The organism is Paenibacillus sp. 01T422 (assembly GCF_056398785.1).
Genome location: NZ_JBFTQB010000092.1, coordinates 1 through 11,716, shown reverse-complemented (window position 1 = coordinate 11,716; position 11,716 = coordinate 1). Strand labels below are relative to the sequence as shown.

At 47.3% G+C, this 11,716-nt stretch carries 11 protein-coding genes and 1 pseudogene; 5 read left to right on the top strand and 7 right to left on the bottom strand.

Going from position 1 to position 11,716, the window contains the following annotated elements; genetic code table 11:
• Positions 1 to 52 precede the first annotated feature (52 nt).
• From AC1DUA_RS07510 to AC1DUA_RS07495, 4 genes are all read left to right on the top strand, one after another.
• On the top strand, positions 53 to 1,576 hold the full coding sequence (locus AC1DUA_RS07510) for an ABC transporter substrate-binding protein (RefSeq protein ID WP_477499138.1): 1,524 nt from the start codon (positions 53 to 55) through the stop codon (positions 1,574 to 1,576).
• A 62-nt stretch (positions 1,577 to 1,638) separates the two neighbouring features.
• Positions 1,639 to 2,583: a carbohydrate ABC transporter permease gene (locus AC1DUA_RS07505; RefSeq protein ID WP_477499137.1), complete on the top strand. Its 945-nt coding sequence runs from the start codon at positions 1,639 to 1,641 to the stop codon at positions 2,581 to 2,583.
• 5 nt (positions 2,584 to 2,588) lie between these two features.
• Complete coding sequence (locus tag AC1DUA_RS07500) at positions 2,589 to 3,440, top strand: carbohydrate ABC transporter permease (RefSeq protein WP_477499136.1); 852 nt, start codon at positions 2,589 to 2,591, stop codon at positions 3,438 to 3,440.
• A gap of 47 nt (positions 3,441 to 3,487) precedes the next feature.
• Entirely contained in the window at positions 3,488 to 4,954 is a 1,467-nt protein-coding gene (locus AC1DUA_RS07495) for a sulfatase family protein (RefSeq protein WP_477499135.1), read from the top strand.
• Positions 4,955 to 5,070: 116 nt separating this feature from the next.
• On the opposite strand, the gene AC1DUA_RS07490 is transcribed toward AC1DUA_RS07495, so the two are convergent.
• The 7 genes and pseudogenes from AC1DUA_RS07490 to AC1DUA_RS07460 form a co-directional block, all read right to left on the bottom strand.
• Positions 5,071 to 5,409, bottom strand: a complete 339-nt coding sequence (locus AC1DUA_RS07490; RefSeq protein WP_477499134.1) for a sensor histidine kinase — start codon at positions 5,407 to 5,409, stop codon at positions 5,071 to 5,073.
• A 23-nt stretch (positions 5,410 to 5,432) separates the two neighbouring features.
• Positions 5,433 to 6,110: a sensor histidine kinase gene (locus AC1DUA_RS07485; RefSeq protein ID WP_477499133.1), complete on the bottom strand. Its 678-nt coding sequence runs from the start codon at positions 6,108 to 6,110 to the stop codon at positions 5,433 to 5,435.
• Positions 6,103 to 6,801, bottom strand: a pseudogene (locus AC1DUA_RS07480) (response regulator transcription factor). Before AC1DUA_RS07480 ends, AC1DUA_RS07485 begins: the two are co-directional and overlap by 8 nt.
• A complete protein-coding gene (locus AC1DUA_RS07475) occupies positions 6,773 to 7,411 on the bottom strand; it encodes a DedA family protein (RefSeq protein WP_477499132.1) in 639 nt (212 codons plus the stop codon). The pseudogene AC1DUA_RS07480 and the gene AC1DUA_RS07475 overlap by 29 nt, the downstream one beginning before the upstream one ends.
• Complete coding sequence (locus AC1DUA_RS07470; protein ID WP_477499131.1) at positions 7,401 to 7,985, bottom strand: class I SAM-dependent methyltransferase; 585 nt, start codon at positions 7,983 to 7,985, stop codon at positions 7,401 to 7,403. The genes AC1DUA_RS07475 and AC1DUA_RS07470 overlap by 11 nt, the downstream gene beginning before the upstream one ends.
• 201 nt (positions 7,986 to 8,186) lie before the next feature.
• The gene (locus AC1DUA_RS07465; protein WP_477499130.1) at positions 8,187 to 9,626 is read right to left on the bottom strand and encodes an ABC transporter substrate-binding protein; all 1,440 of its coding nucleotides are present in this window, start codon (positions 9,624 to 9,626) and stop codon (positions 8,187 to 8,189) included.
• Between the two features lie 179 nt (positions 9,627 to 9,805).
• Positions 9,806 to 11,269: a sulfatase family protein gene (locus tag AC1DUA_RS07460; RefSeq protein ID WP_477499129.1), complete on the bottom strand. Its 1,464-nt coding sequence runs from the start codon at positions 11,267 to 11,269 to the stop codon at positions 9,806 to 9,808.
• A gap of 256 nt (positions 11,270 to 11,525) precedes the next feature.
• Between AC1DUA_RS07460 and AC1DUA_RS07455 the strand changes: the two genes are divergently transcribed.
• The coding region (locus tag AC1DUA_RS07455; RefSeq protein ID WP_477499128.1) for a hypothetical protein at positions 11,526 to 11,716 on the top strand (191 nt) is incomplete at its 3' end.

Below are 11,716 nucleotides of genomic sequence, written 5' to 3'. Positions count from 1 at the left end.
TTTCATGATTGCTCCGGAAGAAAAATAGTTAATGAAGGGGAGGTTATTATTCTTGAAGCAATTAACCCGCCAAACCTTGTACGTCACCGCAGCCGCCATGATGGTAATGTCGCTCACAGCGTGCACATCACCAGGCTCAGCCGGAGAATCCAAACAGCCGATCAATACCGCACAGTCTGCGAAGCCAGCCGACCAGCCAAGTGGAGCACAACAGCAAGTCACGCTTCGTGTTATGGATTGGAGCGATAGTACAAAGGCCATTCGTGAGGATTTCCACAAGAAGTTCATGGAGAAATACCCCAACATCAAGATTGAATACACGCAGCTTACGATCGACCAATTCAAAAACACCATTTTGACGGCCGTCAAATCAGATGATGCACCCGACCTGTTCCCGGTTCCGTCAGGCATGAAGATCGCCACACTCGTCAAGGACGGATGGTACCAGCCGCTTGATCCATATATCGATGATAGCTTCAAGAACATGTTTGTCGACGGTACGTTTCTGGAAGGTACTACAATGGTTGGAGGCAAGATATACTCCACTCCAGAGGCGTTATCTTTGCCAGGCACGTTAGTATTTTATAACAAGAAGCTGTTTAGTGAAGCGGGGCTCGATCCAGCTAATCCGCCAAAGACGTACAGCGAATTTCGTGATGCAGCCCAGAAAATAACGAAAGCGGGAAAAGGGAAATATTACGGGATTATAGAAGGCGGCAAGCAGACCAACCGCTGGTTGTCTACCGTTCAGGAGTGGTCCTCGCTCGGCGGTAGCGGTTTGAATGCCAATTCCCCTATCAGCCTCGTTACCAAAAAAACAACCTACGACTCAAAACCGGTGCTTGATGTATTCGATTTATTTAAGGGCATGACGTTGGATGGCAGCTATCATCCGAAAACGATGAGCCTTACCGCACCGGAGGCAAGAGCATTATTTGCCCAAGGGCAGGCTGGATTCATCGTCCAAGGAGCCTGGAATATCGGTGTTTGGAATAAGGATAACCCGGATCTCGATTACGGGGTAATGCCGCCACCTGTACCGGATAGTGGAAGGAAGGGATCAATTCCGATGACCAACTCAGGGGCATGGCTCGGTCTGTCCGCCAAGTCCAAACATCAGAAAGAAGCGGTGCTCTACTTGAAGGAATACTATGTTAGCGATTGGTTCCAACCGAAGAAGGTGGAATCAGGCGACTCGTTCTCTCCGATCAAAGGGGTTAACGAGAAGTATGCAAAAGCTGCACAGCTAAAACAGTATTATGACATTTGCATGGAATACGGACGCATCATTCCCGATCCGGCTATCTTGAACGGGGCAGCTGCTGATGTTTTCGCCGAGTTCAAGGACGTTCATCCGAATCTAGGTGAGCTGCTCGCAGGGGTTGTGGCAGGTGCAGTTAAGGATGAGCCGAACAAGCTGAGCGATCTTTCCAAGCAGTTGGATAAAGCTTGGACGTCGGCGATTGATGCGGCACAGAAGAAGGGAGCTAAGATCGAAGCCAAGGACTTCGAGTTCCCGAACTGGGATGCTATGAAAAGCTACAGCATTGACGACTACAAGTCGTTGAAAAAATAAAGAGAAAGCACGACAGGCGAAAGTCTGCTTCATTCTGAGCTTGACGGCGAAGGAGGATGTGTATGGTACTGCCCACAGCGGGGGTTGCTGTACGAACACGTAAGCGAAAGGTGCTACGTTATAAAATACACCTGTGGTGCTGGCTATTTATGGCACCCAACCTGATCTTATATGGAATGTTCATCGGCTGGCCGATCATAATTGGTTGGTACTACTCACTCCTCGATTGGTCCGGGCTTAGCGCGAAGACATTCGTCGGTTTGCAAAACTTTAAGGAAGTAATGACGGACACTTATTTCTGGGGGGCATACGCGGGCAGCTTCAAGTTTATGTTAGGAGCTGTTCCGCTGCAGATGGTGATTTCCCTCCTGATCGCTGTTATGTTGAACAATCCCAAACTGCGCTTTGCTAGCGGGTATCGGACACTTGTCTTTCTACCCGTTGTGACGACGGCATCTATCATCGGGATTATTATGGTGTATATCTGGGGGGCAGACGGTGCCGTCAATTTTCTACTGTTGAAGCTGCATCTTATCGGGGAGCCTATTAATTGGCTAACGGACGCCAAGTGGGCGATGTCCACAGTCATTATTATTTATGTTTGGAAAAATCTTGGCATTAACATGGTGTACTGGTTGGCCGGTTTGCAGAGTGTGCCACGCGAGCTATACGAGGCTGCCCGCGTAGATGGGGCGAATCATGTGAGGACGTTCTTTCATATAACCCTCCCCCTGATCCTACCGATTGGTGCGGTCATATTGCTACTTAATATAGCCGGTGCGCTGAAGGTGTTCGATTTGATTAAAACGATGACGGACGGGGGCCCGTTTTTTGCTACCGATGTCGTTTCGACGTATATTTACCGTTACGCTTTTTCAAGTGAACTCGGTTTGCCGAGACTTGGTTATGCTTCTGCCGCTGGCATGTTCTTTGCCTTCACCATTGTCGTTATCGCAGTCATTCAGACAATAATTAGCCGCAGATTCAAGAAGCCGGGAGAGGAGTGAGCGTGATGAGTGACACAACTGCAAAGTCGACTTTTCAATCCGCTGCACATATTTGCCTTCATGCTGTTCTTGTTTGTCTGGCATTCATTTGGGTATATCCGTTTCTTTGGATGATTTCGGCGTCATTCAAAACAAAGGATGAGTTCTTTACCAAGGGTTTGAGTCTACTTCCTTCCTCCATTGACGTTTCAAACTACTCGAGGGCGTGGAAAGAGGGACATTTTGAACAATATTTCATGAATTCGATCCTGATCGTCTTCTTCGTCACTATAATCGTTCTGTTTGTTACCGCTACATGCGGTTACGTGATCGGACGTTATGCGTTTATCGGGAAGAAAGTGATCGTAGCCCTGTTTGCAGCGAGTATCTTTGTTCCGCTGGAGTTTGCCATTATTCCAATTTTTGAATTGATCAAAAACCTCGGATTAATGAATTCACTTGCTGGCGTCATCTTGGCCGAATCCGGGGGTAGTCACCTTGTATTTGTTTTGTTATTCGCTGGTTTCTTCCGCCAAATCCCGAAGGAGGTAGAAGATTCGGCGATCATTGATGGCAGTGGCTTTCTCCGGACCTTCACACAGATTATGCTGCCACTTGCCAAACCGATTGTTGGGAGCGCGATTATTATGCAGTTTATTTGGACTTGGAACTCCTTCTTGCTGCCGTTGATTCTTACCTTAAGTAATCCGGCAATCCGGCCACTCGCCGTGGGCTTGTACGCGCTGCGTGGCGAAAACATTGTGGATTGGACTGGGATTGCAGCGGGAGGTACAATCGCGATCGTACCGATCATTGTCATATTCTTGCTTCTGCAGCGTTATTTTGTTGACGGAATCGCGGGTGCTGTTAAAGGTTAAGCAGCCCCTGCGCGATCTTAAATTATACGACAAGGAGAGTTAAAGAGATGAGAATATTGTTGCTTGATTTGGACTCCACCAGACCCGATCATTTGGGGTGCTACGGCTACCAGCGAAATACGTCGCCAAACATCGATAAAATGGCGGATGAGGGTGTCAGATTTTCAAATTATTATACTTCAGATGCTCCCTGCTTTCCTTCGCGAACAGCGCTGATGACCGGACGGTTAGGCATCCATAACGGAGTTGTCGGACACGGCGGTACAGCTGCTGACGTTCGCCATGAAGGAGAGGATCGTCAGTTCCGCAGCCGCTTAACGAGCGAATGTTTCCCGGCCCTATTTCGCTCTGCTGGTATGAAAACGGCGCTCATTAGTCCTTTCGGAGAGAGACACTCTGCTTGGACATTCTACGCCGGGTTCAACGAAATTCATAATACTGGAAAAGGCGGCATGGAATCCGCTGAGGAGGTCACTCCGCTTGTTTTGAACTGGATTCAGCAAAATGCGAAACAGGATGATTGGTTCCTATATGTGAACTATTGGGATCCGCATACCCCATACCGCGCACCGGAGGAGTTCGGCAATCCGTTCGCCAACGACCCGCTGCCCGAGTGGATAACAGATGAGGTGCTGAAGGAACATACCACACGTAAGGTTGGCCCGCATAGCGCCCGTGAGATCAGCATGTTTGATAATAAAACGAACCCGAAATTCCCGCGCCATCCTGGAGATTTCACTGACCGCGAGGGATTGCGCCGTGTCATTGACGGTTACGATTGCGGCATTCGCCATATGGACGATCATATCGGCCTGTTATTTAGTGAGCTGGAGCGTCAGGGAGTGATGGAGGAGCTTATCGTGATCATTACTGCCGACCACGGTGAGAATATGGGTGAACTTGGGATCTACGGAGAGCACGGAACCGCTGATCAAGGCACCTGCCGAATCCCGATGATTATCCGCTGGCCGGGTATGATGAAGAACCATTTGGATGAGGGGCTGCACTATCATCTTGATCTTTTGCCGACGATAGCCGAGCTGCTGGGCAAGTCACCAGCTCCATCGTGGGACGGCACCAGCTATGCTGCTGCGCTGCAAACAGGTGACGCCTGCGGGCGAGACTATTTGGTGGTATCGCAATGCGCGCATGTGTGCCAGCGAAGTGTGCGCTTCGGTGATTATCTGTACGTGAGGACATATCATGACGGCTATCATTTGTATGATAAGGAAATGCTCTTCAATTTGAAGGAAGATCCGCACGAGCAGCACAATCTTGCACAGACTGAGCGCAGTCTTTGCAAAGATGCGGTGTACTACCTAAATGAATGGCATGATGAAATGATGAATTCGATGGAATTCGATAACGATCCTCTATGGACGGTAATGAAGGAAGGTGGTCCTTACCACGCTAAGGGTCATCTGGCGAGTTACGTCAACTGGTTGGAGCAGACGGGGAGAGCGTATGCGATTCCTGAGCTTAAGCGCCGACATCCGGGGGAGTTCCTGGGCTGAATAACACGCAATGAAACTAGAAGGGTGTCCCAAAAGCTATGGAATTGGCTTTAGGACACCCTTGTCTGGCTAACGGATCCTACAGAGTCGATTGGGATACGGAGGTTTTAGTAGACTCACAGAGTTATTGATGCTATTTTCGGTAGCTCGATAAAAAAGGTGAAATACCCATTCATATGCTTCAGACCGATATTTCCTCCATGTAGCTCCACGATATAGTTCGCAATCGACAGTCCAAGTCCTGCGCCCGAAGGCATGTCGCGATCGCGCCTGGACAGTTCTGCTTTATAAAAACGCTCGAATAGGCGTTTTTCTTGCTCGATATCTATCGGATTCCCCCAATTCTCAACAGTAAACACAATGAAATAGTCGTCCTCAACAAGCCGAACGGTAATTTCGCTGGGTTTCAAGGAAAACTTGAGCGCATTCATGAGCAGATTATCAATCGCTCGCACAAGTTTTTCGACATCGACATGGGCTAATAGAGGCTGTTAAGGTCGATCTCCTGGAAGGTGAGATTGGCCTCGCCACTGGTAAGGCGGGTATACTCGAACAGATCGTCGATAAGTTTTTTCATTTGTTGGGTCTTGTTAAAGGCGTTATGGATATACCGTTTATGTTCGTCGAGGTTATGGTAGTCGTCACTTTTGAGCAGATTCAGGTAGCCGATAAAGCTCGTTAAGGGTGTRCGCAAATCATGGGATACGTGCGTGATCAGCTCCATTTTGGATACCTCGATCTGACGTTCTCTTTTCATCATGCTTTGAAGTTGCTCGGCCATGTAATTGATGTTCTGCGCAACTTCCCCCAGTTCGTCTTGGCCCGGCAGGGGGACCCGGTAATTGAAGTCCCCCTTGGCGATCACCATGAGACCGTCGGCAAGCGTTCTCACTTTCCTGATGAAATGACGCGTCAGGAAGAAGAAAATGAGCAAAAAGAAACACAAAAATATGAGGAAGAAGAAGATCAGGCTAACAAAGGAAAAAGCCGTGCTATTCATAGGGGGTACGAGAATCAGCGACATGAGAAATTTCATAATGTTATTGATGATCGAGGTTACGAAAAAAGAGACGGCAAGGCTAAGAAGAAGTGAGCCGAACAAGCGTAGACGGATGCTTTTTTTCCAGTTAAAGATGGAGAAGAAGTCTTTAATCAACTTTATATCCCACTCCCCAAACCGTTTTGATGTAACGGGGCTCGCGAGGGTTCTCTTCAATTTTTTCGCGAATATTCCGCACATGAACCATCACGGTATTGTCAGATAGAAATTTGTCCTCTTTCCATACATTCCGGTAAATTTGCTCGACATTGAATACCTGTCCGCGGCGGCTGGCAAGGAGATCTAATATTGCAAACTCAATTGGAGTTAGGGAAACATCTTGGCCGGATACTTTAACGAGATGGCGGTTTTTATCTATGAATAAGCGATCGATTTCGATCAAGCCGTTCGGGGATGCTTTGTCAGGATCAATTTGACCCGTAAAAGATTGCCGGCGCAGCTGTGCTTTTACTCTTGCGACAAGCTCCAGTGGATTAAAAGGTTTTGCAACGTAATCGTCAGCTCCTGTTGTCAGCCCCATGATTTTATCGATATCTTCACCTTTGGCTGAAAGCATAATGATTGGAATTTTCGACATGGCCCGAATTTGGAAGCAGGTTTAAATACCATCGAGTTGTGGCATCATGATGTCCAGTATAATTAAATCGTACGTTTCCTTACGCAGCCACTCAAGCGCCTGAATGCCGTCCTGTGCTTCTTGCACACGGTAGCCTTCATTTTGCAAATAGATGCTTATGATATCACGAATTTCTGGATCGTCATCGGTTACGAGAATGCGGATCGTCATGTCGATTCCTCCTTGATGAAATGGACTTGCTTGCAAAACGAAATATGATCCAGATGGAAACGAGAATGAAAAGTACCAATAGAAGGTAGAAACTGTTTGTATATAAAAACATGCCTAGTGTCCACGCGTTCTCGCCAGCAATTCGCCCGGTTAGGAAAAATAGAAGTGTCCATACGAAGCCGCTTGTATACGAGAACAAAGCGTATCGTCTGAAGGTCATCCGAGACGCACCGACTACATAGGGCATTACATGCCGGATTACAGGGAAAAAGTAACTAATTCCTAATGCAAAGCTACCATATTTTTGAATAAGTGTCTCCGAAAACTTCAAGTATTTGTTCATTCCTCGCTTATGTCTGAATTTGTTCAGCACGGAAACTCCAGCCAAACGACCAAGCACGTAACCGAGAGTTAATCCGGAAATAACGCCGAGATAGGTGAGAAGGAAAGTAGGCAGGGGGTGCAGCAACCCACTCGTCGTTACTGCACCGCCTGTCATGACAATGACCTCATCTGGAATCGGCATGCCGACAATACCTAACCATAAAGAGAAAAATAAGGCGGCATAGCCGAAATGCTGGATGTACGACATTAGCAATTCATAGCTCATGGTGGATGGTCTCCTTTTTCTTACAGACGTAGACAAATGCGGGAGGAACGTTAAGCGGTACAAAATGGATGTGCTTAATCTCGAAATTCTGGCTGAGCTGCTTACGCATTTGCTGCGAGTATTGGAAAGCGATAAACAAACCGCGCGGTTTCAGTGCAGTGGTGATTTCTTGCATAAGCTGCTCGCGTTGTTGGGCAGGGAAATTGAAGAATGGCAGCCCACTTAATATACAATCGAGTTCATCGAGTTGGGCAACTTTCAATGCCTGTTTGAGCTGGCACGCATCTTCGAAGCAACCGTATTCTGAAAAACGGTTACTTAAATGACTGCGCATTTCGGCGTCTTTTTCGAACAGCAGAACCTTTGTTTTTTTTAGCAATAATTCGTCCATATACTTAGTGATCGCTCCCGTACCCGCCCCGAGTTCTGCGATACTAGCAATTTGGTGCCAAGGGACTTCCTCCAGCATTTTTTTTGCTAAAAAAATGGAGCTTGGTGTTACACTGCCGATTTGTTTCGGGGCCAGCCCAAACTTATAAAGAAACAAGAGTTTTTCGTGCATCGCTTTCAACATGGCTATCGCCTCACTTATTTTTTCGATTCAATGGTATCATCGTATCGTAAATTTCTTTAGACCAAGCGAAGGAAAATCTGAAGGAATGCTGAAGAAAAATTTATAATTCTGAATGAGCGAATGCGGAAGTATTTTTCCATCAAAAAAAGATCGCCCCCCCTAGACGAGAGGGAGCGATCTATCAGACAATAGTTTTTGATTTTATTTCTGCTTGGACTGAGCCTCTTTCTGTGCATCATCCGCTTGTTTAGCTTGCAGTAATTGTTCTTGCCCCTTATCTTGAATCGTCTTAAGCGCCTCGTTAGCTGATTTCTTCCCATCAATAACAGCCTGGATTTCTTGATCGGCAAGCATATTGAATGGCTGGTAGAAGCCGCCTGGAACTTTCTCGTAGCCTTTATAAATATTATCTGGATTTGGTTTCAGGAGGTAAAAGGGTTCTAGATTATGGCCGTCCCGCTCTTTCGCGTAAGTGGTTCGGGTCATCAGGCTGTTCGTGGATTTGGACATGACTCTAGCGAATTCATCACTGTTTACATACTTAATGAATTCCCAGGCAGCCCGCGTATTAGGCGATTGGGCATTAATACTGAATACATTGTTTACAGAAACAGTGGCAGAAAAGTCCGGATTTTGGGGATCAACAGGAACCGTAACGATACCCCAATTGATAGGTTTCATATCTTTCATACGGTCTTTAACCTCTTGCAGATTTTGCATCATATAGTTGCCATCAATCGTCATCGCAACTTTGCCCATAGCGAACAAGTTTTGTTTGAGATAGTCCTCGTACATGTTTGGTGGGTTAGTGTCGGTATTTTGATTTTTGGGCACATACACCGCACCGGATTTCAGTGAGTCGACGGTAAGCTGTAGAGCCTTCATCCAGGCATCTGTCTGGATCGTCACCTTCATCTGATCGGGATCAATGAAATTCAGGCCCAATGTTGTACCGATACTGTTCATAAATTGATAAGCGATTCCTTCACGCATGTAAGGATTAGAAGAAAATCCATAAATTCGCTGATCTCCTTGACCATCGGTTGGGAATCGTTTGGCGAGATTAATGACATCTTCCCAGCTCATTTTGTTTTTCGGAAGTTCGATGCCATACTGCTCGAATAGATCTTTGTTATAGTAAAGAGCTTGACTGTAGAAGTCAGGTGAAAGTCCATATAACTTGCCCTCGCCTTTGAGTTTGATCGCTTCCAGTGAGGCTGGGAGGATTTGCTCAACATCGAATTTATCCTGCTTAATGACATCGTCGAGTGCATAAAGACGTCCTTTTTGTACGAACTTTTCAAGCTGGCCGGTACCGTTAACAAGGATAACATCAGGCTTCTCTTCATCGATGAGAGTATCAAGCGCCTCCTGAGGATCTTTGTTGGGACCATAAATTCCTTGATTGGAGATGACTTCAACATCAATATTCGGATTTTTGGCCAAGAAAAGATTACCGTACTGTTGGTAAAAGGAATTTTTGTCATAATACATCACTTTAATCGTTGCCTTCTCGTCTTTTCCCAACTTCTTAAGTGATCCTTCTTCTCTTGATGTCCCGCTAGTCTTCTCAGAAAAATTACATCCTGTTAGCGAGGCGGTTACCGCAATTGCCGCGAGTGCGCATATCCAACGTTTCATTCAATTCCCTCCATTTTTGATTCTACCAAATATTTCTATAATTCTTTCATTATCATACACATATAGGGATTAAAATACAAATAATTACAAATTTAGTAGAGTTGCAGAGTATTGTTTTGTCAGAGTGCTAGCATAATACCCGCACCAAAAAGACCTCGCCGCAGCGAGGTCTCTTTCCCTTACGGATGATACTTATCGTACTGTTTCCTGAATCCTTCATACACATCCCATGGCAGCTCCAGTAGATCGCCTGTCACCTTCATATGCTGTCGAAGATAGCTCAGCAGATTAAGCACCCGATCTTGCTGCTCCGGCAGAAAAGCGAGATTATCCCGTTCCTGGGGATCGCGACTCAAATCATACAATTCAAGGTATATTTCATCCTTAAACATGTCCACGATCAGCTTGTGATTGCCTTCGATCACACAACGCTGAAAATTCCCGCGTGCCCCATTCCCATCGAATTGGATAAAAATCCGATCACGGCTGTTCTGCTTTCCTTCTATCAGCGGCAGCAGGGAAACTCCCGCCACGCCATCAGGCACCGAGATCTCAGCATATTCGCATATCGTCGGCACAAGATCGACCGCACTCACAAGCGCATCCACATCTCGCGATTCCAGCTGAGAGGCTGCCGGGAATTTGAAGAATAGCGGCGTCCGCACCGATTCCTCGTACATGCACATCTTCTGCCAGAGGGAGTGGGAGCCAAGCATTTCTCCGTGGTCACTGGTAAAAATGAGCAAAGTGTCGTCGTAGATACCTTGCGCCTTTAATTCGTCAACGATGCGGCCTACGCAATCGTCCAGCAACCGGACAAGCCCCGCGTATACGGTCCAGATTCGGTGCCAATCCTCCCGCGTGTACCGGCTGCCGACAGCGCCGGTCAAATTGTACAGCTGCAGCGGCGATTGGCCGCTCGCCCATTCCCCGACGTTAAGGGGCAGCGGAATGTCTTCCTTTTTAAACATCGAGTACCATGGCTCGGGGATTTCGAGCGGGGGATGAGGGGCGAGGAACATAGCGCTCAGGAATAGCGGCTTTGTCTGATCACGTCTCTGCAGAGCATCTAGCGTATCGTTCAAAATAAATCCGTCAAAGAAGTGTTCGAAGCCTTCTTCATAACAGCCGGTGGCCGGAATGGAATACTTCACGGCCCGGGTCGTTGTGCCGCCCGCCATTTCCGGCACGATGCCTTGAAAGGCAGCGCCGCCAGGCGCCCTTTTACCCGCAGCTTTCAAATACTTAGCATACCGCCCCTCTAGCGGCAGCCAATGAATCTGAGATCCTTCCGCTTGATCAAGGCGATCCTCCGTCAGCAAATGCTGCTTGCCCGTATGCCAGCCGTCCCACTCTTTTTCAAGAAGACGATAGAGATTCGGCGTGTCTTGCTGCACATACCCGTGAACGGCATCGCTTTCCTCCCATGGATTGATTAAGCATCCTGTTTCATTCGGATATTTTCCGGTGAAGAAGGAGCCTCGGGCAGGCACACAGAGCGGAGACGTGCAGTATGCCCGGTTGAATCGAACACTCTCCTGTGATAGGTTGTGAATATTCGGCGTGATGTGTGGTGTGATGAGATCTGCCCGCAGTTGATCCGCCATGATGATAACGATATTCGGCTTCGGTTGTTGACGCATAATACATCCATCTCCTGTTCTAGCAAAGTAAGCGTTTCATGCCCGCTAATTCCACTCTACGAGTGGGATGCAAACGCCGTCAATCCACGGAAGACGGATATGGCAAATGGGAGATGCCGAAAGAATCCGCTGATAGTAAAAGTTGGTTTTGGGTGATGCATCGATGATTTCGAGGATTTCTTAAGCCGTAGAGGCTCGTTAAGATGAGTAGTGTAACCGCTCTTACACAGGGCCACAAAGGGAGGATCAACTTCACATGCCAAATCAAAAGCCATCCAGATTCAGCAACAAGCATAAGGCAAGTATACTTCTAACCTGCACATTGGTAGGTAGCTTGCTAACCGGATGTACGAATCAAGGGACAACAACCGAAAGCGCTTCAACGCCCAAAAGCACGGGCGCAGAGAAGATCAGCCTCAAATACTGGTCACCGCTGAATCCGAACGC

What these genes read in the sequence shown, in the direction of transcription:
- AC1DUA_RS07505 (WP_477499137.1), top strand. Translation starts at nt 1,639, where the DNA reads ATGGTACTGCCCACAGCGGGGGTTGCTGTACGAACACGTAAGCGAAAG.
- AC1DUA_RS07500 (WP_477499136.1), top strand. Translation starts at nt 2,589, where the DNA reads ATGAGTGACACAACTGCAAAGTCGACTTTTCAATCCGCTGCACATATT.
- AC1DUA_RS07495 (WP_477499135.1), top strand. Translation starts at nt 3,488, where the DNA reads ATGAGAATATTGTTGCTTGATTTGGACTCCACCAGACCCGATCATTTG.
- AC1DUA_RS07475 (WP_477499132.1), bottom strand. Translation starts at nt 7,411, where the DNA reads ATGAGCTATGAATTGCTAATGTCGTACATCCAGCATTTCGGCTATGCC.
- AC1DUA_RS07470 (WP_477499131.1), bottom strand. Translation starts at nt 7,985, where the DNA reads ATGTTGAAAGCGATGCACGAAAAACTCTTGTTTCTTTATAAGTTTGGG.
- AC1DUA_RS07465 (WP_477499130.1), bottom strand. Translation starts at nt 9,626, where the DNA reads ATGAAACGTTGGATATGCGCACTCGCGGCAATTGCGGTAACCGCCTCG.
- AC1DUA_RS07460 (WP_477499129.1), bottom strand. Translation starts at nt 11,269, where the DNA reads ATGCGTCAACAACCGAAGCCGAATATCGTTATCATCATGGCGGATCAA.